Genomic DNA, 25,105 nt, shown 5'->3' on the forward strand with positions numbered 1-25,105 from the left:
AATGCAGTATCCAGCGGCCAAACACGAACGAGAGGACTCTTCAAGATGGCCGAACATGAACATGGCACAATGAACACTGAAGTTCAGGAAAAGGTATTTGACGGCTTTATCAAAGCGTCGACCTATGTCGCAGGGGCAGCCATTTTTGTGCTGATCTTTCTAGCGATCGTAAACGTCTAAGATGCTGGCGGGGCGTGTGATCAGACGATTGCTTCAAGCGGCAGCTTTGGTTGCGGCAACCAGCACATTGGTTGCATGTACCGTCCCAAACAAAGGTGGCGCTTCGTTCGAAGAAGTTTCGCGCGCTGCCTATCGTCACAATGGCCCGCCAAAGCTAACTTTGTTTACCATGCTGTCTAATCGGACAGGGTCGGGCGCGCATACCTCTTTGATGGTGAATGGCAGCCAGCGTGTTGCCTTTGACCCAGCTGGGTCGTTTCGCCACGAAGATATCGTGTCTAGAAACGATACGGTTTATGGTATGACGCCTTATATGGTGGATCGCTACACTCGCTTTCATGCGCGTGAAACGTTTCATGTGGTGATCCAAGAGATCGTTGTTTCCCCGCAGGTGGCTGAACAAGCGCTGCAAATGATTCTAAGTCATGATGCGGTGATGCAATCACAATGCGCCCTGTCGACAGCGACGCTTCTGTCACAATTGCCCGGGTTTGAAGATGTAAAACGGTCTTACTACCCGACCAAATTGATGGAAACATTTGCGGCCAAGGGCGCAAGCTTTCGCCGTTTGTATGAATATGACGAAGACGACAAGTCCAATGCCTTGCGAGATTTCGTACCAGAGTATTTGCAAGAGCAATAAGCATTAGGCGTATTTGCATACCTCGCATGCTGTAATCTCTACCCACATATGCGTTAGCGCTACTGCGCCCTATGTGACGAGCAATTCCGCGGCCCTCAGACTGTGCATTGCGTCGCAAATACCATGCCATGAGGCGGATTAAAGGTGGTGGTTGCGGTCAACAATGCTTAAATTTGCCACATATATTAGCCTTTTCCTGCAACCGAAGAGAAGCAATTGGCGACCTTAGAAAAACATCAGTATGTGATCGCACCCGATCCTGATCGGGCGGACCTGACCCGCCGTGTGTCGGGTGTGGATCATCAGGGCAATGAAACAGATATTTCGGTTGTCGAAGAACGCCCCCTGACAATATTTCTCAACAGTCGGGAAATTGTGACAGCCATGACAATAGGGGATTACCCCCAATATCTTGGGCTTGGCTTCCTGTTGAATCAAGGCATGTTGCAGCCCAACGAAAAGGTCACTCAGGTCGATTTTGACGCTGAATTAGAAACCGTTGTGGTGCGCACCGCCCGGGAAACCAACCATGAAGAAAAGCTAAAGAAAAAGACCAGAACCAGCGGATGTGCCGTTGGGACTGTTTTTGGTGATATGATGGAGGGCATCGAAGGCCTGACACTGCCTGACAGCCGGATCAAGGCGTCTGATCTGTATGCCCTATCTGCACAGATCAATCGCACCCCGTCGCTGTATCTGGAAGCGGGTGCGATACACGGGACCGTTCTTTGCAAAGGCGCAGATCCCCTTGTCTATATGGAAGACGTCGGGCGGCATAATGCTGTTGATAAAGTTGCGGGTTGGATGTTTGAAACCCAAACCAAGGCCCAGGATAAACTGCTTTATACCACCGGTCGTTTGACCTCTGAAATGGTGATCAAAACCGCTTTGATGGGCATTCCAGTATTGGCCAGTCGATCCGGTTTTACCGCCTGGGGGGTCGAAATTGCCCAGCAGGTGGGCTTGACCCTTATTGGTCGATTACGCGGGCAAAGATATGTTTGCCTGTCTGGACATCAGCGCCTAGAGCGCGACGTTGATCCGGCAAGTATTTCGGATGAGCCCCCAAAAAACCGGCGCAAGGGATCTGGCGATTGAGGCAGCATGTCCAAAAACCGCTTGGCGTTATTCTGGCCGGTGGGCGCGCCACGCGCATGGGCGGTGGCGACAAGGGGCGACTTGATCTATGTGGCCAAAGCTTGCTGGATCACGTCATCAACCGCCTGTCACCGCAGGTTGCGGGTCTGGCCCTAAATGCCAATGGTGACGCGGATAGGTTCGCAGATACCGGCCTGCCCATATTGCCAGATTCTGTTTCGGAATTCCCGGGGCCATTGGCTGGGGTGTTGGCAGGGTTGGATTGGGCCGCTGAGCAAGGCCGTGATTGCATTGTCACTGCCGCAGCAGACACACCGTTTTTCCCGCTCGATTTGGTCGCCAAATTGCAAAACGCCACAAAAGACATGCCCACGCCTTTGGCTTTGGCGTGCAGTCGCGGCAACGACAATAAAATTTGGCGTCAGCCGACCTTTGGCATCTGGCCCGTTGCACTACGCGACGATCTGCGATCCGCCCTACAGGGCGGTTTGCGCAAAGTCGTGTTGTGGACCGACCGGCACCGGGCAAATCAAGCCGTTTTTGATGCATCCGCGCATGACCCGTTTTTTAACATCAACACTCCGCAAGAATTGGCATCAGCGCGCCAAATTATCGAGGCTGGAAGATGAAGGTATTTGGCGTAACCGGGCTAAAGAATGCTGGTAAAACGGGGTTGATGGAACGGCTTGTATCCGAGTTAGTCAAGCGTGGATATTCCGTTTCTACCATCAAGCGCACGCATCACAATGTTGATCTGGATGTGCCGGGAACCGACAGTTTTCGGCATCGCAAGGCAGGCGCTCAAGAAGTGATGTTGGCCTCAGACCAGCGTTTCGCTCTGATGCGTGAACATCAAAACGCCTCGCCGCCCCGCCTCTCAGATTTGGTGTCACGGCTTGCACCGGTTGATTTGGTTTTGGTCGAAGGGTTCAAATCAGAACCACATCCCAAGATCGAATGTCATCGTGCCGCCACACAACACCCTTTATTGGCACCAGAAAACCCAAGCATTGTCGCGGTGGCGGCGGATGTTGAGGTTCATTCTGATTTGCCACAATTTGATTTAAACGACACCCAGGCCATTGCCAGCTTTGTGGTCGCACATTGCATGCTGAAAGAGCGCTGAAATGACAGAGATCGATCAACAGCCGCCACCTTTAACAAACGATTGCTTTGCTTTGCCACCAGGCCAGCATTGGACGCCGGTCGCAGAAGCGCATGCGCTGCTTCAAACTAGATTGTCGGTAATTGCCGGGACGGAGACACTTCCTATAAGCCAGGCCCTTGGTCGGGTTCTCGCAAAACCTGTGGCCGCGCGGCGCGACAATCCTCCGACACCAAATGCAGCGATGGATGGCTATGCCTTTGATGGAGGAGATCAACCAGCTGGCACCCGCGTGATGCCACTTGTGAATGGGCGCTCGGCGGCTGGCCAGCCTTTTGATGGGGTCGTGCCACAAGGACATGCTGTGCGGGTGCTGACGGGCGCGTCGATGCCCAAAGGCACAAACACCGTCATTATGCAGGAAGACGTGCAACTACGTGATGGCGAGATCGCTTTTCAAGGGCCGATAAAAGCGGGATCCAATGCGCGCGATGCAGGCGAAGATGCCAAAGAAGCTCAAGAAATTTTGCCGTCCGGCCGAATCGTAACGCCAGCCGATCTGGCATTTATGGCGGCTACCGCCGTGCAGACTGTTACGGTTCGACACCGGCTGAAGGTTGCCGTGATTTCCACCGGAGACGAGTTGGTTGAAGCGGGCCAAAATGCCAGCGGTGACCAGATATTTGACGCCAATCGCCCAATGTTGTTGGCGATGCTTGCGCGCTTTGGTTACCAGCCCGTCGATTTGGGGCGTGTGCCTGACAATCGGGATGCGTTGCAAGATGCATTTGATCAGGCAGCCAAGAAAGCGGACGTTATTCTGACTTCTGGCGGGGCCTCGGCTGGGGACGAAGACCACGTGTCGGCGCTGCTAAAAGATACAGGCTCTATGACGCTTTGGCGCATGGCCTTAAAACCCGGTCGACCCTTGGTGCTGGCGATGTGGCAACAAACGCCGGTCTTTGGGCTTCCGGGCAATCCAGTGGCAGCCATGGTCTGCGCGCTAATGTTTGCCCGCCCAGCAATGGGGGTGTTGTCTGGCCAAGGGTGGTCGCTTCCCACAGGGTTGATGCTGCCTGCACATTTTTCCAAGATCAAAAAGGCTGGCCGGCGCGAATACCTTCGGGCACGTCTTCGCGAGGGGCGCGTCGAAGTCTTTGAATCTGAAGGCTCAGGGCGCGTTTCAAGCCTAAGCTGGGCAGAAGGTCTGGTCGAATTGCCAGACGAAACTATACAGATTGTCCCGGGCACACCCGTTCGGTATCTGCCTTTCAGCGACTTTGGGCTCTAAGAGCACGTCAGTTCTTAGTCAAATATCCCCGCGACGCGCCCTAGCAACATAAAGGCGCGGGCAGTGCGGGTTTCTGACATCGATGTCAGTTCAGAATCCGAGGCAGTTTTTTCAAATTCCACAATGGTTTTATCAAACCGACGCAAAAAGTGGTGCGCGGCATCTCGAAATATCGGATCTTGCTTCATGCGGCCCGCCGCCAATGCCAAGGATGAGCGATCACGAACACCCCCAAGTGCCGCAATTTCACGACCCCGAATGCCTTCGGCAAACAGTCGCCAAATTTCAGGCCGCGCCAAATCCGGGCGCAGATCGTCCATATAGATGCCGTCTTGGGACAAAAGCGTCAGAACATCTTGTGCCGCCTGAATAAGCTGGCTGGCCTGACGATCTCGCAATGCCTTGCGCAAGGCATTAAACCCGTCTTGGTCTTCGGCGGTTTCCGGGAAATGCATGGCACGGATCAAGTCGCTGTGCGGCAGCGGTGGGGCCAGGTCTTCTGCAGAGGTGCCAAGCGCCAGCAGCCCTTGATCTTCTTCGTCGACAATAGGAACAGCGACGGTTTCGGTCACCGGGGCCCGCGCCGCATGGGTTTCGCGGCTGGTGCTGAACATGGCAATCGCCGTTTCGGTTTTGCGCTGCGCTGCCGCTATTTCATCAAGCTTTTTGGAAATGGTTGGTTCTAGCCCAACGCGACTGCTGCCCTGCGCTTGCGCCATGTAACTTTGGCGCAGCGCTTCTACAGCGGCGTTCAGACGTTGACCTTCTTCACGCATGACCCGGCTAGAGCGCGCTGCCATCGCAGCAACCCAGATCATCGCCACCGGCATGAAAATAGCCAACATGGTCATGATAAATTGCAGCGAATTGATGCTTTCAGAGCGTGGTTCAAGCACCAGAAAGAAAACCACCGTCCCCAATAGCCACAATAAACTAAGGGCAACCGCAACGATTTCGATCCCGGTCACATCGCGCGAGCGGGGGCGATCATACAATCCGATCGGCGTCGCATTGCCGTTACTCTCATCAACCATTTACAGCTCCGCCCCGCAATTTGCGGGCGTCATACGTAAGAGATTTCTACAATCTCATAGCTTTTAACACCACCCGGGGTGCGCACTTCTACACTGTCGCCTTCCTCTTTACCGATCAAGGCTCGCGCGATCGGTGAGCGGATATTTAGCAAACCATTTTCAACATTTGCTTCGTATTCACCCACAATTTGCCAAGTTTTCTCGGCATCGGTGTCTTCGTCAGCAACAGTCACCGTGGCACCGAATTTGACAGAACCGCTCAGGCTGGCGGGGTCAATGACATCCGCCAAAGATAAAGTGCCCTCCAGCTCTTTAATGCGGCCTTCGATAAAGCCCTGCTTTTCACGCGCGGAATGGTATTCCGCGTTCTCTTTCAAATCACCCAGCTCACGTGCTTCGGCAATTGCGCGGATAATTGCAGGACGTTCTACCGCCTTTAGTGTCTTCAGTTCTGCCTCAAGCGCGACACAACCCGCGCGAGTCATCGGGATCTTTTCCATCTGTCGTTCCCCAAAATTTTCTTTTCTAGCCGGGGCGCAGATGGCCACAGGCGTCGTCGATTGAATTACCTGACCTAAAGCCGAATGTGAATGCAAGCGAAAGCTGGAAATTGTCCAACTTTTGTAAATTTTCGCTTGGCCTGAGTAATTCCCTCCAAAAGGACGTCAGATTTTGTGCCAAGTTTTTGGTAAGTCAAGCCAAAGGAAGGCGTCTTCTTGTGACAAATCAGCTTCGCGGGAACAAACGTGACGTTTACTTTCATTTTCGCGTCGCGTCCGCATTGACGCATCCCGCAATAAAGCGCTAGCAATCGCGCAACAAAATTTCTCGCCAGCCACCCGGAGGAAGGAAGCCCTGATGGCCGAAATCGAACGCGAAGCAATGGAATATGACGTCGTTATCGTTGGCGCAGGCCCAGCAGGCCTGTCTGCAGCGATCCGTCTTAAGCAATTAGATGCCGATCTCAACGTTGTTGTATTGGAAAAAGGCTCTGAAGTAGGGGCACATATCCTGTCGGGCGCTGTGCTTGATCCTGCGGGACTAACCCGGCTCATGCCGGACTGGAAAGAAAAAGGCGCGCCAGTGACAGTGCCGGTCAAAGAAGACAATTTTTATGTCTTGGGTGAAGCGGGCGGTATTCGTCTGCCGAACTTCATCATGCCGCCTTTGATGAACAACCACGGAAACTACATCGTTTCGATGGGCAATGTTTGCCGTTGGATGGCCGAGCAAGCTGAAGCTCTCGGCGTTGAAATCTTTCCGGGCATGGCCTGCTCTGAACTGGTCTACGGCGAAAATGGTATCGTCAAAGGCGTGGTCGCTGGGGTCTTTGGCCTCGAATCCGATGGCACCCTTGGCCCTAACAGCGAGCCTGGAATGGTGCTGCACGGAAAATACGTGTTCCTTTCTGAGGGTGTGCGCGGGTCGCTTTCAAAAGAAGTGATCGAAAAATACGGATTGGCTGACGAATGCGACGTTCCAAAATTTGGGCTTGGCATGAAAGAGATCTGGGAAGTGGACCCAGCCAAACATAATGAAGGTGAAGTCACCCACACCATGGGCTGGCCGCTGGGCTTCAAAAATTCAGGCGGCTCGTTTGTCTATCATTTGGACAATAACCAAGTGTACGTGGGCTATATTATCGACCTGAACTACAAGAACCCGCATCTCTTCCCTTATATGGAATTCCAACGCCTCAAGCATCATCCAAAAATTGCAGAGCTGCTTAAAGGTGGCAAACGCGTTGCTTATGGTGCCCGTGCGGTGACAAAGGGTGGGTATCAATCCATCCCACAGGTTGCCTTCCCTGGCGGTGCTTTGCTTGGCTGTTCAGCTGGTTTGGTGAACCTGCCCCGCATCAAGGGCAACCACAATGCAATGCATTCTGGTATCGACGCAGCAGAAGCGGCCTATGCGGCCATCAAAGAAGGTCGCTCCGGCGATACGCTGCATGACTATGGTGAAGCGCTGCGCAAAGGACCGGTTGGCAAAGACTTAAAACGCGTGCGCAATGTCGCCCCCCTTAACGGCAAATTGGGTCCCCTGGGCGGTTTGGCCTTGGGTGGCTTTGATATGTGGTTTCAGTCGATTTTCAAATTTTCGCTGTTTGGCACTGTCAAACACGGCAAAACGGATGCAGCGTCCACAGAACCAGCATCCGCACACAAGCCGATAGATTATCCAAAACCTGACGGAAAGCTTTCCTTTGATCGCTTGACCAACGTTAGCTTTGCGATGACCAACCATGAAGAAAGCCAGCCTTGTCATTTGCAGCTTGCTGACCCGATGGTTCCGATCACGGATAACCTGCCAATGTACAACGAGCCGGCACAGCGCTATTGCCCTGCCGGTGTTTATGAAATCGTGGAAAAAGACGGCAAGCCCGAGTTTGTCGTGAATTTCCAGAACTGCGTGCATTGTAAAACCTGTGACATCAAAGACCCGGCACAGAATATCAACTGGGTGACGCCCCAGGGTGGCGACGGTCCAAACTATCCAAATATGTAAGTTGCCCACAAACACATTTGCAAACGCCCGCTCTTTAGCGGGCGTTTTGCTCTCGATCTTGTGATCTACAAACCCTGTTTAAGTACGCAGCTTCTCGCGCAGAATTGTTAGCACCTTCGATTATATTGGATTTTTCGCTTTCAGGAGCGACCAAAGTGGCATTGCCACTCAATTCTCTGACGTTTAGGGTTCTGGGCACGACCCCTTCAATAAGGAGCCGCTTGTGCCCAGAAATACCCTGCGAATGTTGGCTGTCACCGTCTTAATGGGCGGTTCAAGCCTTGCTGCCACGTCGGCCATAGCTGACAGTTCTGCTGGGGCCTATTTGGCGGCACGGTCTGCGAGCGCCAGCAGTGACTACGTCAGCGCAGCGCGCTATTACACCCAACTGCTAGCCCGAGCACCGTCGGATACTTTCTTGCTGGAAAACTTGGTTCTTGCAAATTTGGCATTGGGCAAGATGACATCCACCATTCCGGTTGCCCGGATGCTGGATTCCCAAGGCGTCAATAGTCAGATCGGCAATATGGCCTTGTTCGCGGATGCGATCGACAAACAAAATTACGCTCGCGTTCTTGAGCGGGTATCCGAAGAGAAGGGCATCGGTCCGCTCGTCGACGGTTTGCTGAGCGCCTGGAGCCTATTGGGCGAAGGTGACATGGCTGCAGCCTTGGCTGAATTTGACCGCGTTGCCAGCCAACAGGGCTTGGCGGGTTTCGCGCTTTATCACAAAGCATTGGCATTGGCCTCGGTTGGGGATTTTGAGGGTGCCGAAAACATTTATGGCGGTGACAGCGCAAGTTCCGTGCGCGTTACCCGGCGTGGGGCGATGTCGCACATCGAAATTTTAAGTCAACTCGAGCGGAACGAGGACGCCCTGGTGGTGCTTGACGCGCTGTTTGGTTTGGATCTTGATCCACAGTTGCGTGCGATGCGTGCGCAGCTCTCTGCCGGAAAGACCCTGCCGTTTTCGCATGTGCGCAGCCCACGTGACGGCATGGCCGAGGTGTTTTATAGCATTGCAAGCGCCCTTCAGGACGAGGCCGCCGCGGATTACACGCTGCTTTATACCCGCACTGCTGAATTCCTAAGACCCGATCATGTTGACGCCTTATTGCTATCTGCGGAGCTTTTGGAATCCCTTCAGCAATACGATCTGGCCACCGAAGCCTATCAAAGCGTGCCCGCTGGCCATATTGCCTTTCATGCCGCTGAATTGGGCCGCGCCGACGCTCTGCGCCACAGCAACAAGGTCGAAGCTGCGGTAGAAGTGCTTCAGCAATTGGCCCGCACCCATGGCGACTTGCCAATCGTGCATACCTCGTTGGGCGATATTTTGCGCCAGCAGCAAGATTTTGAAAATGCCGCCAAAGCCTATGACCGTGCGCTTTCCTTGTTTGATGGGCCTGATGAAAGCCAGTGGTTTTCCTACTATGCGCGGGCGATTTCCTTTGAGCGCCTCGGTAAATGGGAACAGGCCGAAGCCGATTTTCGCATGGCGCTTGATCTTAACCCGGGACAGCCCCAGGTTCTGAACTATCTCGGCTATTCTCTGGTTGAGAAGCAGATCAAGCTCGACGAAGCACTGGCCATGATCGAAAGCGCCGTCGCCGCCCGACCTGACAGTGGCTATATTGTGGATAGTCTTGGCTGGGTGCTTTATCGGCTCGGCCGCTATGACGAAGCTGTCAGCCACATGGAGCGCGCCACCGAGTTGATGCCGGTTGATCCGGTTGTGAATGACCATCTTGGCGATGTGTATTGGGCCGTTGGGCGTAAAACCGAGGCGGAATTCCAATGGCGCAGAGCTCTGTCGTTTGTCGATGACGCCTCTGCAATAGAGGCCAACCCAGAGCGTATCCGGCGTAAATTGGATGTTGGGCTTGATGTGGTGCTCGCCGAAGAGGGGCTTGACCCGATACAGGTGGCCAATGACGGCTAAGGTCACGGCCTTTGCCCCGGCTAAAATCAATTTGACGCTGCATGTGACAGGCCGCCGCGCGGATGGGTATCACCTACTTGATTCTCTGGTTGTATTTGCAGACATCGGCGATCAAATCACTGTACAGCCAGCGACAGACCTTTCTTTGAAAGTACACGGTCCGATGGCTCGGGGCGTGCCGGCGGACAAAAGCAATCTCGTCCTAAAGGCGGCGGCAATGTTTGACACAGGTCAGGGTGCCGCGCTGGATTTGCACAAAGATTTACCTGCGGCGTCTGGCATCGGCGGAGGTTCCTCTGATGCCGCGGCGGCCCTGCGCGCGCTGTCTCAGTTCTGGAAAAAATCTCTGCCCACCGCACAAGACTGTCTGGCGTTGGGAGCCGATGTGCCTGTCTGTCTAAATCCCAAGCCGCAACGTATGTCGGGTATTGGCGAGCAACTGCAACTGCTGTCAGGCATTCCGGATTGCCCGGTGCTTTTGGTAAACCCCGGTGTTTCGGTGCCGACACCTTTGATCTTCAAGGCTTTGAAAACACCTGATAATGCGCCAATGCAAGACCAGATACCCAGCTTTTCAGCCGCGGCCGATTTTGTGGCTTGGCTCAAAAAACAACGCAACGATTTACAAGCGCCCGCCCTGCAAACAGCCCCGATCATTGGCAAGGTCCTTGAAACATTGCGCGACCTGCCAGGCTGTGCGCTTGCGCGCATGTCGGGTTCCGGCGCCACTTGCTTTGCCATATTCTCAGATCGCAACCAGCTGGTGCAAGCTGCCCAAAACCTAAAACGAACCCATCCAGATTGGTGGGTCCGCACAGGCTTGCTGCAGGGGGCAAGCTAGGTTTGTTTTTGACATAAATACCCTGGGTGAGCGGCGAAACAACGTTTCGCCGCGAGGGCGAAGCCCTAGTGTATTGGCAACGCAGATTAGCTTACGCGCGCCACGACATAATCCGCCAAATCAACCAGCAGCGATTTGATTGCATGCTCAGGCAAATGCGCCATCGCTGCCTTGGCCTTTTCTGCCCAGGCCAAAGCATCTTGGCGGGTCAGTTCCAAAGCATTGTGCTTGTGCAAGAGCGTCAACGCATGGTCCAGATCGCCATCGCCTTGCTTGCCCTTTTCAATGGTGCGCGTCCAGAACGCCCGCTCGGTTTCATCGGCCATTGCCACAGCTTTAATCACCGGCAGCGTTAATTTCCGTTCCCGGAAATCATCACCAACATTTTTGCCGGTGGATTTGGCATCGCCCTGATAATCCAACAGATCATCCACAATTTGAAAAGCGATCCCCAGCGCATCACCGTAATTGTAAAGCGCCTTCACAAAATCTTCGTCGGCCTCAGCAATGACGCCGCCCACCTCGGTTGCCGCCGAAAACAGCGCTGCTGTCTTGCCGCGTACAACTTGCAAATAGACGGCTTCATCCGTGCGCAAGTCCTGCGCGGCTGTCATTTGCAACACTTCACCCTCTGCGATGGTAGCAGAGGCATTGGCCAGAATATCCAACACCCGCAAGCTGCCGGTTTCGACCATCAATTGAAACGAGCGAGAAAACAGATAGTCCCCAACCAAAACCGAACTTTTATTGTCCCACAAAAGATTGGCTGTCGGGCGGCCGCGGCGTTGCGCGCTTTCATCGACCACATCGTCATGCAGCAGGGTTGCAGTGTGAATAAATTCCACAGTCGCAGCCAGATGCAAATGATATGGCCCTTCATAGCCGCACAGCTTGGCCGCCGCGAGCGTCAGCATTGGGCGCAGGCGCTTGCCGCCCGCCCCAACCAGATGCGCGGTCACCTCTGGGATGCGTGGGGCATGTTTGCTTGCCATACGCTCCGTTATCAGGTCGTTCACGGCCTGCATATCTTCAGCCAAAATGGCGCTAAGCGCCTCATGCGGTTTGGTTACAGCGTGGTCCAGACCCATCACACTCCCGTCACAGGGGTCGACATTATGCGACCCTTGCCTTTACATCCCCAGATATGAAGGAACTTTTACGCACCACCGACCCAACGATAATCGCCTTCGCGATGGCTCTCCTTCGAGGAGAGGGTATAGACTGCTTTCAAATGGACGTAAATATGAGCGTGCTTGAAGGTGGTATCGGAATTTTTCCGCGCCGCATTATGGTGCGTGAGGACGCCCTCGCACTGGCCGAGCGCGTGATGGCTGATAATGATATCCCTTTGGGGCGCGTGTGACGGAAAAAATCACTGAAAATGAGTATCTTAGCGGTCGCGTGATCATCCGGCAGCCGACAAATGGCTATCGGGCTGGGGTTGACGCGGTGTTGTTGGCTGCCTCGGTTCCGGCAAAACCCGGACAAAGCGTGCTGGAACTAGGCACTGGGGTTGGCACTGCGGCACTTTGCCTTGAGGCGCGTATTTCTGGACTGAAGTTAACCGGCGTGGAATTACAACCAGACTATGCGACACTTGCCGCAGAAAATGGCGTGCGAAATGGCGCTGAATTTGAAGTTGTGACCGCTGATCTTGCCCATTTACCCAACCCGTTTCGGCAATTGCGCTATGATCACGTGATTGCCAACCCCCCGTACTTTAACCGTCAAGCGGGCTATTCTTCACATGACGTGGGGCGCGAAACCGCCATGGGCGAAGACACGCCACTGGCAACATGGCTTTCAGTCGCCGCCAAACGCGTCAAACCCAAGGGGTTTGTAACCTTTATTCACCGCGCTGAACGCCTTGCAGACATCCTGCAACATTTGCCAAGTGCTATGGGGTCGGTACAAGTCATGCCCTTTCAGCCCCGCATTGGGCGTGACGCGCATTTGATCATCGTGCGGGCGCGTCATTCTGGGCGGGCCGCTTTGCGGTTGCATGCGCCCATTCTGATGCATCAGGGGGCGGATCATCGTTCTGACGCCCAAGACTACACGCCTGACGTGCGCGCAATCTTACGCGATGGCGCGGCGCTCCCAGCTGCATTGCGCGGTTAATTGGCAGCGACATATTGACTTGCAGATAGGCGGATTAACTCTTTGTTGACCAAATTTTGCAACCGCAGCGTGACATGCGCACATTTTTGTGATGCACTGATTCTGTTATATCAAACCGTCTTAAAGAGGAGGACTGCCATGAGCGTGAGCTCGCATTTGGAAGAACTGAAACGGAAACATGAAACCCTCTCTTTACAGGTCGAATCGGAACAAAGGGCACCCGGCTCAAGTGACATCGACATCGCTGAGATGAAGAAGCAAAAGCTTAAACTTAAAGAACAGATCGAGCGCCTGAACGCTTAAATCAACCTTGTTAATGTTGTGCCCTGCTTCCATTGGAGGCAGGGCTTTCTTTTGGCTTATTTTGGTGTGATTTCGGTTACGGGCACAATTTTCATCGCGTCCCAGATATTTGCGGTTTTTTCGATTTCCGCCAAGAACCAATCACGAAACGCCGCAATTTGTGGGCGTGTTTCCGCACCTGGCAGGCATAGAAAGCGAAACCGTGCGTTGCTTTCCAGGGCCAATTTATAAGGGGCCACAAGCCGACCATCCAAAATGTCTTTGATGATCATGGGGCGTCGTCCCAGGGTCACACCGCCGCCAGACACTGCGGCGTCAATCGCATGATCTGCATTTGAAAAATGCACCCCTCGTTTATCCGCGGGATAAGCAACGCCGGCGGCGCGAAACCAAGCTGGCCAGTCGCACAAGGGCCTGAGAAATGCGATCGAGTCATCATGAATGAGCGGAGCGTCAATTAGGCTTTCGGGTGTTGGGAATTTCTGCGCCATCTCTGGCGTCATGACGGGCGTCATCCACTCTTTGCGCACCGGCACCGAATACAGGCCTTCGTCGTTGCTTTGGCCAAATCGGATAGCAACGTCCACTGCGTCTCTTGCCAAGTCCAGATTGTGTAGGGTTGCCGAAAACCGCAATTCGATATCGGGATGAGTGCGGGCGAAATCAAATAGCCGCGGTGCCAACCATTTTGCGGTGAGGGCTGGACCTGCTGTGACCGTCAAAGTCGTATGATCTAACAACCGTTTGGTGCTGCGCCAACTGCTTTCCAACATACGAAAGGCATCCGATGTGCCGGGTGCAAGGGCTTTGCCCGCTTCGGTCAGTTGCACTGCCCGGTTAAGACGAATGAAAAGTGGCGCGCCAAAATGGTCTTCTAGTGATTTTATTTGAAACGACAGGGCAGCGGGCGTCACGTTTAACTCTGCCGCGGCCTGGGCAAATGACATGTGTCGCGCGGCTGCTTCAAACGCGCGTAGCGCTGTGAGAGGTGGAAGTAGATCAGACATTTCACACAAGTAATACTTAAGTGACGCGTTGAAAAGTCTCGTTTGTCGTAATTTTTTATAGATGTCATATTCAAATCAATTCAAGTCACCTTAATCATGAGGCTCAAGATGTTAGAATATGCCACTACCAAAAATATGGCCGCCGCGCAAAAAAAGGCCCATGCTGAACGCGCGCAGGCTTTCGTAGATCTGTTTAGCTGGATCGTTTCTGCGAGATCTTTCCGCTAGGCCCTTGGTCTTTACGGAATTGCCCCGCTAGGCAAATGGGCCATTCCCATTGTCTTTACGAGGCACAAAAAAGGGCCGGTCAGATGACCGGCCCTTTTAAGTATTGGTTGCTTAACTCAGACGACGAATTGTGCGCCATTGGCTGAAATGGTTGAACCGTTGATAAAGCCCGACTCGTCAGAGGCAAGGAAGGCCACGCAACGCGCGATTTCTTCTGGCTCGCCCAAACGACCTGCGGGAATCTGTGGAATAATCTTCGAGTTCAGGACCTCTTCAGGAATCGCGCGGACCATTTCGGTGCCGATATAGCCGGGGCAGACCGCGTTGGCTGTGATGCCGGCGCGTGCGCCTTCCTGCGCCAGGGATTTGATGATGCCAAGATCACCCGCCTTGGTCGCCGCATAGTTAACCTGGCCGAACTGACCTTTTTGGCCGTTGATCGAAGAGATAACGATGACGCGGCCAAATTTCCGTTCACGCATGCCAGGCCAAACAGGGTGCACGGTGTTGAATACACCGGTCAAGTTTGTGTCGACCACTTCTTTCCACTGCTCGGGTGACATGCGGTGGAAAGGTGCGTCACGCGTAATGCCTGCGTTTGCAACGACAACGTCAATTGGGCCAAGGTCGGCTTCGACTTTTGCAATACCTTCTTTAGATGCGTCATAGTCAGCGACGTTCCATTTGTAGGTTTTGATGCCCGTTGCTTCGGTAAAAGCAGCGGCTTTTTCATCGTTGCCCGCAAATGTTGCTGCAACCTGATACCCTTCAGCTTTCAGGGCTTTTGAAATGGCTTCGCCGATGCCGCGTGAGCCGCCGGTGACGAGTGCTACTTTTGCCATGGTGTTCCTCCAGTGTGGCTAGATCTTCTAGGTAATTCTATTACGTCCAGAGCTTGAGGTTTGCAATAATGTTTCGTCGGAAAAATTGTTGCGCAGCTCGATCCCAGACAGTTTTTTAACAAATAGTGATGAGCATAAAAAAGGGTGCCCAATTATTGGGCACCCTTCCACAAAACCGTTTGGGTGCCCGTGTATTATGGACGCTCGACACAGACCGCGACTCCCATGCCGCCGCCGATGCAAAGTGTTGCCAAGCCTTTTTTGGCTCCGCGACGCTGCATTTCAAACAAAAGCGTGTTCAGAACGCGGCAACCCGAAGCACCAATTGGGTGGCCAATCGCAATCGCACCGCCATTGACGTTGACGATAGATGGATCCCAGCCCATGTCTTTGTTCACGGCGCAGGCCTGTGCTGCAAAGGCTTCGTTGGCTTCAACCAGATCAAGGTCATTCACCGACCAACCTGCTTTGTCCAATGCTTTGCGTGACGCGTAAATTGGGCCAACGCCCATGATGGATGGGTCCAGACCAGCGGTTGCATAGGACGCAATGCGCGCCAATGGTTCGATGCCGCGCTTTTCGGCGTCATCTGCAGACATCAACAATGTGGCCGCGGCCCCATCGTTCAGGCCCGATGCGTTTGCCGCCGTAACGGTGCCGCCGTCGCGTACAAATGCGGGGCGCAGCTTTTGCATCGCCGCCATTGTTGCGCCGTGACGGATGTATTCGTCGCTGTCGACAATAATGTCGCCTTTGCGGGTCTTCACGGTGAAGGCCGCGATTTCATCAGCGAACTTACCCGCTTTCTGAGCCGCTTCTGCTTTGTTTTGCGAAGCCACAGCAAATTCGTCCTGCATTTCGCGAGAGATTTGCCATTTGTTTGCGACGTTTTCTGCGGTCTGGCCCATGTGATAGTTGTTAAAGGCGTCCCACAGGCCGTCTTTGATCATAGAGTCGATATATTTCATATCGCCCATTTTCTGACCCGCACGCAGATGCGCAACATGTGGGGAAAGCGTCATATTTTCCTGGCCACCCGCCGCAACGATGGATGCATCGCCCAGCATGATGTGCTGCGCACCAAGGGCAACAGCACGCAAACCGGAACCACACACTTGATTTAGGCTCCAGGCGGCACTTTCCTGTGGCAGACCGGCGTTGATATGTGCTTGGCGTGCTGGGTTCTGACCTTGGCCCGCTGTCAAAACCTGGCCAAGAATTGTTTCAGAAACTTCTGACTTGTCGATGCCCGCACGTTCAACGACGGCTTCCAGAACTGTGGCGCCCATATCATGTGCTGGCGTATTTGCGAACGCGCCGCCAAAGCTGCCAACTGCGGTCCGTGCCGCTGAGGCAATCACTACGTTTGTCATAAATTTTATCCTCTACAAACTGACGTGCAATCTTAATTCGACGCCCAAAGGCGGCGCCAAATCGGTTATTCCGTCACGTCATTATCGGATTTGCCGCGGTGCGGCAACCGGAAGTGCTGAATTAGCGCAATATAGTTGCGACTTACGCAGCTGATTGTTTGCGTTTATTGCTTTGCCATGGAGGATTAACTGTGGGTGCGCCAAACAGAAATCCCTGAAGGCAATCGAACCCAAGATGGGTCAATACCCCCGCATCTTCCACCGTCTCGACCCGTGTGGCAACAGTGAAAATGTCGAATTGGCGCGCAATAGACGCCATAGCGCCGGCGAGGATTTGGTTTTCTGCATCCTGATGAATATTGCGGGTGAACTGACCGTCGACTTTGAGAATATCAAAGAAGAACTCTTTGAAATACCTAAAAGAAGTGAGATCGGATGCATAATCGTCCAGTGCGAAGGCGATGCCCTTAGCCTGCAGTTCATCCATGAAATCCATCACCAGCTCGGGCACTTGCATCGCCGTTGGCTCAGAGATTTCCAAAATCAATCGCTCGGCAATTGTCGGATTGCGTTTCAATCCGTTTTCAAGCGTCTTCATCCAACGGCGATATCCAATTGAGCGGGCTGACATATTGACAGATAGTCGCAGGGTCGGATTTGCGGCCAAAGCCCGAAGGCTTAGCTCAACCGAAAGGCAATCAAGCTGCCGCCCGGTTTCGGTATCGGCCACTGAATTCATGAAATCCTTGGCGGGAATCACCCGACCAGTTTCATCCAACACACGAATCAACCCTTCAAAAAAGGCCGGGGTATTGGGGGCACCCGCTTTGACAATAGGCTGAAAAGCCAGCAACACCTCTTTGTGAGCGATGGCGTCTTTGACCATGTCCAAGGTGGCGCGATCTCGGGTCGCCACGGCATAGTCCAAGGGATTACCTCGTTTGGCAACCTTATGTGCTTTGTGTCTGCGACCCATGGCGGCTCCCCTGATCCTCAGGGAATTAGACACCGCAAGTCATAAACAAGCCGTTAAATAGGACGTTTAAGTCAAACCCGATATAGATAAGCGCCGAAACTATTCCTGTGGCGCAATCAGCGCCTTAAGAACGGCTTTGGCGCTGTCGCTAGACCAGTCGGCATCGCCGCGCAAGCGCGCAATTTCTTGGCCATCTGGGGCTAGGATAACCGTGGTTGGCAGGCCAAACACAGCAAAATCGCGCGCGACCGCTGATTTGGGGTCGCGATGTTCGGGCAAGTTGTCGACGCCTATTTGATCTAGGAATTTAGTGATCGCCGGCGGCATATTGCGGCCCGTTGCCAGTGTGATAACCTCAAAAGCGTCGCCGCCAAGCTCGGTTTGCAGTTCTGACAACATGGGCATTTCTTCACGGCATGGGGCACACCACGTCGCCCAAAAATTCAGCAGCACAAACTTGCCTTGGAAATCTCCCAACGTGCCTTCGCCGCCGTCTTCATGCACAAAAGCTGCATCGCTGACCGGCTTTGGTTCAGTATGAAACACCAGTTTTTTCATATCGCCCTCACGCAGGGCTTCGGCAGATTGAATATCTGCAGACGCAATATTTGCGCTTAGGGCCAAGGCCATATAAAGCACGCTAAACCGAAACAGACGCATAGTTCCTCCGAAGGGCACGACATGACAGATAATTCCTCAAACCAGATGTGGGGCGGCCGCTTTGCCGCCGGTCCAGACGCGATCATGGAAGCGATTAACGCTTCGATCGGGTATGACCGACGGATGGCAGCACAGGATATTACTGGCTCTCGGGCCCACGCAGCCATGTTGGCCAAGGCAGGCATCATTACGGATAAGGATGCCGAAGCCATTAGGGAAGGCCTCCTCACGGTCTTGTCAGAAATAGAGGGCGGAACCTTTAACTATTCTGCAGCTTTGGAAGACATTCATATGAATGTCGAAGCGCGTTTAAAAGAGATTGTAGGCGAACCAGCGGGGCGCTTGCACACCGGGCGTTCCCGCAACGACCAAGTGGCAACAGACTTTAAACTTTGGGTGCGCGACCAGATGGACGCTGCCATTTCCGGCATCGAAGCGCTGATGAAAGCACTTGTGGTCCAGGCCGAGGCCGGGGCCGATTGGGTGATGCCGGGCTTTACCCATCTGCAAGTGGCGCAACCAGTAACTTGGGGTCACCATATGATGGCCTATGTAGAGATGCTGGCGCGGGATCGGTCGCGTTTTGTGGATGCGCGCAAACGGATGAATGAATCGCCCTTGGGGGCTGCGGCCCTTGCGGGCACCTCTTTCCCGATTGACCGGCACATGACAGCCCAGGCGCTGGGGTTTGACCGCCCATCTGCCAACTCTTTGGATGCGGTCTCTGATCGTGATTTCGCGCTGGATTTCCTTGGCGCGGCATCGATCTGCGCCATCCATCTGTCGCGACTGTCCGAAGAACTGGTGATCTGGTCCTCGGCGCAGTTCCGGTTTGTGACGCTGTCTGACCGTTTCTCGACCGGCAGTTCGATCATGCCACAAAAGAAGAACCCGGATGCGGCGGAACTGATCCGCGCAAAAATTGGCCGGATTTACGGGGCAAATACGGCCCTGACCATGGTGATGAAGGGCCTGCCGCTGGCCTATTCCAAAGACATGCAGGAAGACAAAGAGCAAACCTTTGACGCGGCTGATAGCCTGATGCTGGCCCTCGCGGCGATGGAAGGCATGGTGAAAGACATGTCCGCCAATACCGAAAGCCTAGAAGCGGCAGCAGGCACCGGTTTCTCGACGGCGACCGATCTGGCCGACTGGCTGGTGCGTGCGCTCAATATGCCATTCCGCGATGCGCACCATGTGACAGGCTCTTTGGTGGCCATGGCGGAAACCCGCGGCTGTGATTTGCCGGATCTGACGCTAGAGGATATGCAGTCGGTACATGAGCACATCACTGATGACGTCTTTGGCGTCTTGGGTGTGCATAACTCTGTGGCCTCGCGCGTGTCATTTGGCGGTACTGCACCGTCGCAAGTGCGCCAACAGGTCGCCCGCTGGAAGGATCTGTTGGGGTGAAATCAATTTTAGCAATTCTGGCGCTTGTTGTGGTGGCTGGATGTGGGGCAGATGGTGCCCCCATTCGCCCCAGCGCAAATATTGGCATTGGGGTTGGCACCAACGGCGTTTCTGCTGGTGCAAAATTGGGGGCCTCAAAGGGTCCGGTTTCGATTGGCGTCAGCCTTTAGGCAGGGGCAGCCCGTGTTTTCAGACCGTTGATTTGGGCGCAAGCGCCGCAATATTTGGGTATTTGGATCAAGAACAAACCTAGATGATTGCACTGGGCCGCGCGCGTGCCTAAGAGAAACAGAATTGGTTTTGACTGGAGAGGCAAAAGATGGACCATTTTCTGTATCGTGATGGCACGTTGTTTGCCGAAGATGTCCCTGTGGCAGAGATCGCCGCACAGATTGGCACCCCGTTTTATTGCTATTCTACGGCCACGTTTGAGCGGCATTTCCGACTTTTTGATGAGGCGTTGGAAGGCTTGGATCATCTGGTGTGCTACGCCATGAAGGCGGCCAGCAATCAGGCGATCCTGAAAACATTGGCAGCGCTTGGCGCAGGCATGGATGTGGTCTCTGGGGGCGAATACGCCCGCGCCAAAGCCGCTGGCGTGCCTGGTGAACGGATTGTATTTTCGGGTGTCGGTAAGACCCGCGAAGAAATTCATGCGGCACTTTCCGGCGGGATTCGGCAGTTCAACGTAGAATCCGAACCCGAAATGGTGGTGATCAACGACGTGGCTTTGGAATTGGGTGTGAAAGCGCCGATTACCGTGCGTGTCAATCCTGATGTCGACGCCAAAACCCATGCCAAGATCGCAACAGGAAAATCCGAAAACAAATTTGGCATCCCAATAAGCCGCGCCCGCGAAGTCTATGCCCATGCGGCCAGCCTGCCAGGCCTGGATGTGATAGGTATTGACGTGCATATTGGCAGCCAATTGACCCAGCTAGAACCTTTTAAATTGGCCTATGAAAAAGTGGCTGAGCTGACCGAAGTGTTGCGGGCAGATGGCCATAACATTCGCCGACTGGATCTGGGCGGCGGCCTTGGCATTCCCTATGAACGTTCAAACGAGGCCCCGCCCTTACCCATAGAATATGGCGCGATGGTCAAAGAAACCCTGGGCCATCTTGGCTGCGAGATCGAGATTGAGCCGGGGCGTCTGATTGCTGGCAATGCCGGGATTTTGGTCAGCAAAGTTATCTATGTCAAAGAGGGAGAAGATCGCCAATTCATGATCATTGATGGCGCGATGAATGATCTGATCCGCCCCGCAATGTATGAAGCCCACCATGATATTATCCCGGTTGTCGAAGCCCCCCCCGGAGAAGAGCCTGCGACCTATGACATCGTGGGGCCAGTCTGCGAATCTGGCGATACCTTTGCCAAGGGGCGTACCATGGCAGAGGTATCCCCAGGGGATCTGGTCGCCTTCCGCTCTGCAGGAGCATATGGGGCAGTCATGGCCAGCGAATATAATACACGACCGCTGATCCCAGAGGTTTTGGTGCATGGTGATCAATTTGCGGTTATCCGCCGACGTCCAACCTTTGAAGAAATGATAAATCGCGATACCATCCCCGAGTGGCTCTAGGGCAATTCCGCCCCTTGCCACAGGAATGGGAGCACGGTGGCAACACCTGACGGGTCAAAAACCATTCTAAACAAGCTTGGCTGGGTTCTGTCGCTCACGCGTCTGGGCCTTGCGGCCGAGCGCGCGATTCGAGCATTCTGGCCACTTTGGTCGGTGCTGTTTCTGGCGGTGAGTTTGTTGATGATGGGTGTGCAAGACCGCCTGTCCGTCGAAGCGGTCTGGGGCTTGGGATTTTGCTTTTGTGGTGCCGCGCTTTGGTTGCTGGTCCGCGGTGTTCTACAAATGCGCTGGCCCAGCCGCGACGAGGCTTTTCACCGGCTTGATGAAACTCTGCCGGGACGGCCGTTGCAAAGCCTGGTTGATCAACCGGCAATGGGCAAACAAGACCCCATAACCCAGTCGATTTGGCAGGCTCATCAGGTCCGGATGGCAGAGCAAGCCAGTGCCGCCAAAGCGCCAGAGCCAGATCTGCGTTTGGCGCGATTTGACCCCTTTGGATTGCGACACCTTGCGTTGATCGCCTTAAGTGTCGCACTGCTGTTTGGCAGTTTCGGACGCCTCACCAGCCTGTCCGCCATGGCTCCGGGGGGCCGTTTGCCCACAATCTCTGGGGCCTCTTGGGAGGGGTGGATTGAACCGCCTGCCTATACGGGACTGCCAACACTATACTTAAACGACCAAAGCGACGCGGTTCTAGATCTGCCTGAGAACAGCCGCGTGGTTTTGCGACTATATGGAGAGATCGGCGCGCTAACGGTGCAAGAAACCGTGTCCGCGCGGCTTGGGGACGTGCCAAGCGCAGCAGCCCCAGAGCAGGATTTCGTGTTGCGCCAATCGGGTGATTTAAGCATTGCGGGAGAGGGCGGCCGCAGCTGGCAGATTGATCTGCAGCTGGATCAGGCCCCGGTTCTGACGTCCATTGGCACCGCAACGACAAGTGGCCGCGGCGAGATGAGCCTGCCTTATGACGCTATGGACGACCATGGTGTTGTTGGCGGAACTGCGATTGTGCGTTTGGATTTACCACAGATTGGCCGCCGGCATGGTTTGCGAGTCGCGCCAGAAAACACCGACCCCATGGAACTTCAGCTGCCTTTGCCCATCCGTGGGTCGCGGGCGGATTTTCAGGAAGTGTTGATAGAAGATTTCTCTGATCATGTCTGGGCGCACTTGCCGGTGACCATAGAGCTAATAGTGCAAGATGCAGCGCTACAAAGCAGCCTGCCGCAAAAGGTTGCGATTGCGCTGCCAGCGCGCCGCTTCTTTGATCCATTGGCCAATGCAGTGATCGAACAACGCCGCGATCTTTTGTGGTCGCGCGAAAACGGCCCGCGTGTTGTCCAACTTTTGCGCGCCATTTCCCATAATCCGCAGCCCGGCTTGTTTCGCAAAGACAGTGACTATCTGCGCTTTCGCTCGATCCTTCACCGGCTTGAGGCCTATGTTGCTTCTGGCCTGACCATCGCTGCGCGTGACGAAATCACCCAGGATCTGTGGGCGCTTGCCCTCGCGCTAGAAGAAGGCAATTTGGGAGATGCCATAGAGCGCATGGCCCGTGCCCAAGAACGTTTGGCCGAAGCCATCAAAAATGGGGCAAGCGACGAAGAAATTGCGCGCCTGATGCAGGAATTGCGTGAGGCCACGCAGGACTATATGCGGCAACTGGCACAGCGCAACACACAACAGGGCAATGACACTGCGGGGCAGCAACAATCGGAAAACGCGCTGCGCATGACCCAGGACGATCTGCAACGCATGATGGATCGCATTCAAGAGCTGATGGAACAAGGCCGTATGGCCGAAGCCCAGCAGGCTTTGAAAGAATTCCAAGAGTTGATGGAAAACATGCAAGTGACCGAAGGCGGCGAAGGTCAACCGTCACCTGGGCAACAGGCTCTGGACGAGTTGGGCGATACATTGCGTCAGCAGCAAGGCCTCTCAGACCAAGCGTTTCGTCAACTGCAAGAACAATTTAACCCCAACGCCCAAGCGGGCCAATCCCAAGGCAACGAGGGCTCTAGCGGCGGGCAGGGCCGAGGCGAGGCGCATGATGGCACTGGCGGAACCGGTCAGGGTCAAAGCCAGGGTGAAAACGGGTCGCCTGGGCAAGAAGGCCCACAACAAGGTGGGACCGAAGGGGCGCTCTCGGATCAGCAGCAAGCTTTGCGCCAAGAGTTGGAACGCCAAAGACAAAACCTGCCAAGAACCGGGTCGCCCGAAGGCGATGCTGCACGCGAGGCGCTGGGGCGGGCTGGTGAAGCGATGGATGGGGCTGAACAGGCCCTGCGAGAAAACGATCTGGCCGAAGCCATTGATCAGCAAGCCGAAGCAATGGACGCCTTGCGCGAAGGCATGCGCAGTCTGGGTGATGCGCTTGCGCAAAATCAGTCAGGCCAAAGCGACGGCCAAGGGCGCGCCGACAACCAATCCGGTCAAAACAACGATCCCTTGGGGCGCAACCAAGGCAACGGCGGCCAGGCTGGCACCGACCAAGGCTTGTTGCAGGGCGAGGACGTTTATCGCCGGGCACGCGATTTGCTTGACGAAATCAGGCGCCGCGCTGGCGAGACCGATCGCTCAGATCAGGAACGCGGTTATCTAAAGCGTTTATTAGACCGTTTCTGAAACAGGTCTTATTCCGCGCTGCTGCTGTCTTCTGCTGGTCCTTCAGTGGAAAGATCGGCGCTGTCCGAAGACATGCCATCCAGCCAATGCATCAATTTCGTCATCTGTTGATCCAGCGCCAAACGTCCATTGTCCACCGCATTTACATAGCCCGTCACAAATGGCTCAGTCTGCGGGATCGCTCCAGTAACCGTGTCTGGTTTGGTATAGACGTAAGCAGCAGCTGCAACCAACAATATGGCCAACGCAAACCCAATGCGGTTGCCGCCCGCACGTCTTTGGTTTGCAGTGCGACGCCCATCAGGGGATTCGCTTGGCGAGCGATCTTCGGTGGACCGCAGTGTCGAATTGATCTCTTCAATATCCGGCAGCAAATCGCGGCGTGAATTTGGCGGCACCGGCTTTACTGGGGTTTCCGCCTCTTCAACCGACATGCCCTTCAGTTGGGCCATACGCTCTCTGGACTGACGCGCGCGGCGTGCTCCTTCGTCCACCGGGGCAATCAAACCAAGGTCTGGCTGGCTTTCAATTCCGTTCTCTTCGGCGCGGATCTCTGCCTCAAGGGCCGCTTCCTCGCGCAGAACATCCGCAATGGCCGGATCAAGTGAACGCCGCTGTTTTGCCATCGCAGGCGCGTCAGTTTCAACCTTAGCGTCATCCCGGTCCGCATCGACACCATCTTGATGTGTTTCAGAGTTTTCCGGAGCCGGTTCGGCCACAGGCTCGGCGAATTCCAAAGACAGGTCTTGCTCTGCTGTTAGCGCGGCTGCGGTCTCTGCCAGTTCTTGTTCGTAATCCGCTGACTGTTCCACCGGATCTGTACCACCGTCAAGCCAGGCATTTAACTCATTCTCAAAATCAGGCAGGTTTTCGGCCTCATTGGCTTCGTCTTGGCTGCTGTCGTCGGCTGCAAACTGCTGGGGAACTGCCCGGCGCACCGCTTCTTTGACCGCAGCGGCCAAAGCTTGATCCGTCGCATCAGCCGCCATTGACACAATGCCTTCGGGCTTATCTGCCGGGGCTTCTAACGGCGTGGGTTCAGGATCGTCCGGATCCTCTGCAGCCTCATGATCAGAAACCTCTTCTATCTCTACGGACGCATCCACTTCGGGCACCCATTCTGGGTCTGCACTGGAGGCTTGATCCTGGGTTTCGTGATCGGGAACGCTGTCTGGATGCGCCTGAAACCATGTTACGTTGCAGCTAGAGCACTCAACGTCGCGCCCTTCTGCTGGAATCACATCTTCTGGCACTTCGTATTGTGCACTACAATTCGGGCAAGTCAGCCGCATCTTTACCCAACCCTCAGCTCATAATAACCATTCCACAC

At 54.5% G+C, this 25,105-nt stretch carries 25 protein-coding genes; 16 read left to right on the plus strand and 9 right to left on the minus strand.

The window, feature by feature from the left end:
• Nucleotides 1-45 precede the first annotated feature (45 nt).
• The 6 genes from ABXG94_RS14025 to ABXG94_RS14050 all read left to right on the plus strand — a co-directional run bounded on the left by ABXG94_RS14025 (nucleotide 46) and on the right by ABXG94_RS14050 (nucleotide 4,317).
• Nucleotides 46-180 carry an aa3-type cytochrome c oxidase subunit IV gene (locus ABXG94_RS14025; RefSeq protein WP_353535203.1) on the plus strand — a complete coding sequence of 45 codons (135 nt, stop codon included), beginning with the start codon at nucleotides 46-48 and terminating at the stop codon, nucleotides 178-180.
• Between the two features lie 16 nt (nucleotides 181-196).
• On the plus strand, nucleotides 197-823 hold the full coding sequence (locus ABXG94_RS14030) for a hypothetical protein (RefSeq protein ID WP_353535205.1): 627 nt from the start codon (nucleotides 197-199) through the stop codon (nucleotides 821-823).
• A 216-nt stretch (nucleotides 824-1,039) separates the two neighbouring features.
• Complete coding sequence (locus ABXG94_RS14035; protein WP_353535207.1) at nucleotides 1,040-1,921, plus strand: formate dehydrogenase accessory sulfurtransferase FdhD; 882 nt, start codon at nucleotides 1,040-1,042, stop codon at nucleotides 1,919-1,921.
• Between the two features lie 56 nt (nucleotides 1,922-1,977).
• The gene (gene mobA / locus ABXG94_RS14040; protein ID WP_502901716.1) at nucleotides 1,978-2,550 is read left to right on the plus strand and encodes a molybdenum cofactor guanylyltransferase MobA; all 573 of its coding nucleotides are present in this window, start codon (nucleotides 1,978-1,980) and stop codon (nucleotides 2,548-2,550) included.
• Complete coding sequence (gene mobB / locus ABXG94_RS14045; protein ID WP_353535210.1) at nucleotides 2,547-3,047, plus strand: molybdopterin-guanine dinucleotide biosynthesis protein B; 501 nt, start codon at nucleotides 2,547-2,549, stop codon at nucleotides 3,045-3,047. The genes mobA and mobB overlap by 4 nt, the downstream gene beginning before the upstream one ends.
• 1 nt (nucleotide 3,048) lies before the next feature.
• Entirely contained in the window at nucleotides 3,049-4,317 is a 1,269-nt protein-coding gene (locus ABXG94_RS14050; RefSeq protein WP_353535212.1) for a molybdenum cofactor synthesis domain-containing protein, read from the plus strand.
• Between the two features lie 14 nt (nucleotides 4,318-4,331).
• Here ABXG94_RS14050 and ABXG94_RS14055 read toward each other — a convergent pair whose 3' ends face one another.
• Nucleotides 4,332-5,351, minus strand: a complete 1,020-nt coding sequence (locus ABXG94_RS14055) for a hypothetical protein (protein ID WP_353535213.1) — start codon at nucleotides 5,349-5,351, stop codon at nucleotides 4,332-4,334.
• A 29-nt stretch (nucleotides 5,352-5,380) separates the two neighbouring features.
• Nucleotides 5,381-5,851, minus strand: coding sequence for a transcription elongation factor GreA (gene greA / locus ABXG94_RS14060; protein WP_353535216.1), 471 nt, complete (start codon nucleotides 5,849-5,851; stop codon nucleotides 5,381-5,383).
• Nucleotides 5,852-6,209: 358 nt separating this feature from the next.
• Here greA and ABXG94_RS14065 point away from each other — a divergent pair, with 358 nt between their 5' ends.
• From ABXG94_RS14065 to ABXG94_RS14075, 3 genes are all read left to right on the plus strand, one after another.
• Nucleotides 6,210-7,859 carry an electron transfer flavoprotein-ubiquinone oxidoreductase gene (locus ABXG94_RS14065; protein ID WP_353535218.1) on the plus strand — a complete coding sequence of 550 codons (1,650 nt, stop codon included), beginning with the start codon at nucleotides 6,210-6,212 and terminating at the stop codon, nucleotides 7,857-7,859.
• Between the two features lie 223 nt (nucleotides 7,860-8,082).
• Nucleotides 8,083-9,801, plus strand: coding sequence for a tetratricopeptide repeat protein (locus ABXG94_RS14070; protein ID WP_353535220.1), 1,719 nt, complete (start codon nucleotides 8,083-8,085; stop codon nucleotides 9,799-9,801).
• A complete protein-coding gene (locus ABXG94_RS14075) occupies nucleotides 9,791-10,642 on the plus strand; it encodes a 4-(cytidine 5'-diphospho)-2-C-methyl-D-erythritol kinase (protein ID WP_353535222.1) in 852 nt (283 codons plus the stop codon). The genes ABXG94_RS14070 and ABXG94_RS14075 overlap by 11 nt, the downstream gene beginning before the upstream one ends.
• Before the next feature lie 86 nt (nucleotides 10,643-10,728).
• Here ABXG94_RS14075 and ABXG94_RS14080 read toward each other — a convergent pair whose 3' ends face one another.
• Entirely contained in the window at nucleotides 10,729-11,730 is a 1,002-nt protein-coding gene (locus ABXG94_RS14080; RefSeq protein WP_353535223.1) for a polyprenyl synthetase family protein, read from the minus strand.
• Between the two features lie 56 nt (nucleotides 11,731-11,786).
• Here ABXG94_RS14080 and ABXG94_RS14085 point away from each other — a divergent pair, with 56 nt between their 5' ends.
• From ABXG94_RS14085 to ABXG94_RS14095, 3 genes are all read left to right on the plus strand, one after another.
• Nucleotides 11,787-12,005 (plus strand): putative signal transducing protein, encoded by a 219-nt coding sequence (locus tag ABXG94_RS14085; RefSeq protein ID WP_353535225.1) that lies wholly within the window; start codon nucleotides 11,787-11,789, stop codon nucleotides 12,003-12,005.
• On the plus strand, nucleotides 12,002-12,763 hold the full coding sequence (locus tag ABXG94_RS14090; RefSeq protein ID WP_353535227.1) for a tRNA1(Val) (adenine(37)-N6)-methyltransferase: 762 nt from the start codon (nucleotides 12,002-12,004) through the stop codon (nucleotides 12,761-12,763). Before ABXG94_RS14085 ends, ABXG94_RS14090 begins: the two co-directional genes overlap by 4 nt.
• Before the next feature lie 138 nt (nucleotides 12,764-12,901).
• Entirely contained in the window at nucleotides 12,902-13,066 is a 165-nt protein-coding gene (locus ABXG94_RS14095) for a DUF465 domain-containing protein (protein WP_353535228.1), read from the plus strand.
• A 56-nt stretch (nucleotides 13,067-13,122) separates the two neighbouring features.
• Here ABXG94_RS14095 and ABXG94_RS14100 read toward each other — a convergent pair whose 3' ends face one another.
• The 5 genes from ABXG94_RS14100 to ABXG94_RS14120 all read right to left on the minus strand — a co-directional run bounded on the left by ABXG94_RS14100 (nucleotide 13,123) and on the right by ABXG94_RS14120 (nucleotide 18,152).
• The gene (locus tag ABXG94_RS14100; RefSeq protein ID WP_353535229.1) at nucleotides 13,123-14,073 is read right to left on the minus strand and encodes a transcriptional regulator GcvA; all 951 of its coding nucleotides are present in this window, start codon (nucleotides 14,071-14,073) and stop codon (nucleotides 13,123-13,125) included.
• Between the two features lie 344 nt (nucleotides 14,074-14,417).
• The gene (gene phbB, locus ABXG94_RS14105; protein ID WP_353535232.1) at nucleotides 14,418-15,143 is read right to left on the minus strand and encodes an acetoacetyl-CoA reductase; all 726 of its coding nucleotides are present in this window, start codon (nucleotides 15,141-15,143) and stop codon (nucleotides 14,418-14,420) included.
• 194 nt (nucleotides 15,144-15,337) lie between these two features.
• Entirely contained in the window at nucleotides 15,338-16,516 is a 1,179-nt protein-coding gene (locus tag ABXG94_RS14110; protein ID WP_353535233.1) for an acetyl-CoA C-acetyltransferase, read from the minus strand.
• Between the two features lie 142 nt (nucleotides 16,517-16,658).
• On the minus strand, nucleotides 16,659-17,492 hold the full coding sequence (locus tag ABXG94_RS14115) for an EAL domain-containing protein (RefSeq protein ID WP_353535234.1): 834 nt from the start codon (nucleotides 17,490-17,492) through the stop codon (nucleotides 16,659-16,661).
• A gap of 99 nt (nucleotides 17,493-17,591) precedes the next feature.
• Nucleotides 17,592-18,152 (minus strand): TlpA family protein disulfide reductase, encoded by a 561-nt coding sequence (locus tag ABXG94_RS14120; protein WP_353535236.1) that lies wholly within the window; start codon nucleotides 18,150-18,152, stop codon nucleotides 17,592-17,594.
• A gap of 21 nt (nucleotides 18,153-18,173) precedes the next feature.
• On the opposite strand from ABXG94_RS14120, the gene argH reads away from it, so the two are divergent.
• The 4 genes from argH to ABXG94_RS14140 all read left to right on the plus strand — a co-directional run bounded on the left by argH (nucleotide 18,174) and on the right by ABXG94_RS14140 (nucleotide 23,775).
• The gene (gene argH / locus ABXG94_RS14125; RefSeq protein WP_353535238.1) at nucleotides 18,174-19,565 is read left to right on the plus strand and encodes an argininosuccinate lyase; all 1,392 of its coding nucleotides are present in this window, start codon (nucleotides 18,174-18,176) and stop codon (nucleotides 19,563-19,565) included.
• Nucleotides 19,562-19,735, plus strand: a complete 174-nt coding sequence (locus ABXG94_RS14130; RefSeq protein ID WP_353535241.1) for a hypothetical protein — start codon at nucleotides 19,562-19,564, stop codon at nucleotides 19,733-19,735. The genes argH and ABXG94_RS14130 overlap by 4 nt, the downstream gene beginning before the upstream one ends.
• Nucleotides 19,736-19,884: 149 nt before the next feature.
• On the plus strand, nucleotides 19,885-21,150 hold the full coding sequence (lysA, locus tag ABXG94_RS14135; RefSeq protein WP_353535243.1) for a diaminopimelate decarboxylase: 1,266 nt from the start codon (nucleotides 19,885-19,887) through the stop codon (nucleotides 21,148-21,150).
• Between the two features lie 36 nt (nucleotides 21,151-21,186).
• On the plus strand, nucleotides 21,187-23,775 hold the full coding sequence (locus tag ABXG94_RS14140) for a TIGR02302 family protein (protein ID WP_353535245.1): 2,589 nt from the start codon (nucleotides 21,187-21,189) through the stop codon (nucleotides 23,773-23,775).
• A gap of 8 nt (nucleotides 23,776-23,783) precedes the next feature.
• Here the strand turns inward: ABXG94_RS14140 and ABXG94_RS14145 are convergent, their stop codons facing one another.
• Nucleotides 23,784-25,067 (minus strand): zinc-ribbon domain-containing protein, encoded by a 1,284-nt coding sequence (locus ABXG94_RS14145; protein WP_353535247.1) that lies wholly within the window; start codon nucleotides 25,065-25,067, stop codon nucleotides 23,784-23,786.
• Between the last annotated feature and the right edge of the window lie 38 nt (nucleotides 25,068-25,105).

Source organism: Cognatishimia sp. WU-CL00825 (genome assembly GCF_040364665.1).
Classification (GTDB): Bacteria; Pseudomonadota; Alphaproteobacteria; order Rhodobacterales; family Rhodobacteraceae; genus Cognatishimia.

Excerpts from the sequence above, each read along its gene's own strand:
- lysA (WP_353535243.1), top strand. The coding sequence starts at position 19,885 with ATGGACCATTTTCTGTATCGTGATGGCACGTTGTTTGCCGAAGATGTC.
- greA (WP_353535216.1), bottom strand. The coding sequence starts at position 5,851 with ATGGAAAAGATCCCGATGACTCGCGCGGGTTGTGTCGCGCTTGAGGCA.
- ABXG94_RS14145 (WP_353535247.1), bottom strand. The coding sequence starts at position 25,067 with ATGCGGCTGACTTGCCCGAATTGTAGTGCACAATACGAAGTGCCAGAA.
- ABXG94_RS14055 (WP_353535213.1), bottom strand. The coding sequence starts at position 5,351 with ATGGTTGATGAGAGTAACGGCAATGCGACGCCGATCGGATTGTATGAT.
- argH (WP_353535238.1), top strand. The coding sequence starts at position 18,174 with ATGACAGATAATTCCTCAAACCAGATGTGGGGCGGCCGCTTTGCCGCC.
- ABXG94_RS14025 (WP_353535203.1), top strand. The coding sequence starts at position 46 with ATGGCCGAACATGAACATGGCACAATGAACACTGAAGTTCAGGAAAAG.
- ABXG94_RS14075 (WP_353535222.1), top strand. The coding sequence starts at position 9,791 with ATGACGGCTAAGGTCACGGCCTTTGCCCCGGCTAAAATCAATTTGACG.
- ABXG94_RS14100 (WP_353535229.1), bottom strand. The coding sequence starts at position 14,073 with ATGTCTGATCTACTTCCACCTCTCACAGCGCTACGCGCGTTTGAAGCA.
- mobA (WP_502901716.1), top strand. The coding sequence starts at position 1,978 with ATGGGCGGTGGCGACAAGGGGCGACTTGATCTATGTGGCCAAAGCTTG.
- mobB (WP_353535210.1), top strand. The coding sequence starts at position 2,547 with ATGAAGGTATTTGGCGTAACCGGGCTAAAGAATGCTGGTAAAACGGGG.
- phbB (WP_353535232.1), bottom strand. The coding sequence starts at position 15,143 with ATGGCAAAAGTAGCACTCGTCACCGGCGGCTCACGCGGCATCGGCGAA.
- ABXG94_RS14120 (WP_353535236.1), bottom strand. The coding sequence starts at position 18,152 with ATGCGTCTGTTTCGGTTTAGCGTGCTTTATATGGCCTTGGCCCTAAGC.
- ABXG94_RS14080 (WP_353535223.1), bottom strand. The coding sequence starts at position 11,730 with ATGGGTCTGGACCACGCTGTAACCAAACCGCATGAGGCGCTTAGCGCC.
- ABXG94_RS14110 (WP_353535233.1), bottom strand. The coding sequence starts at position 16,516 with ATGACAAACGTAGTGATTGCCTCAGCGGCACGGACCGCAGTTGGCAGC.
- ABXG94_RS14115 (WP_353535234.1), bottom strand. The coding sequence starts at position 17,492 with ATGGGTCGCAGACACAAAGCACATAAGGTTGCCAAACGAGGTAATCCC.
- ABXG94_RS14085 (WP_353535225.1), top strand. The coding sequence starts at position 11,787 with ATGAAGGAACTTTTACGCACCACCGACCCAACGATAATCGCCTTCGCG.
- ABXG94_RS14095 (WP_353535228.1), top strand. The coding sequence starts at position 12,902 with ATGAGCGTGAGCTCGCATTTGGAAGAACTGAAACGGAAACATGAAACC.
- ABXG94_RS14065 (WP_353535218.1), top strand. The coding sequence starts at position 6,210 with ATGGCCGAAATCGAACGCGAAGCAATGGAATATGACGTCGTTATCGTT.
- ABXG94_RS14050 (WP_353535212.1), top strand. The coding sequence starts at position 3,049 with ATGACAGAGATCGATCAACAGCCGCCACCTTTAACAAACGATTGCTTT.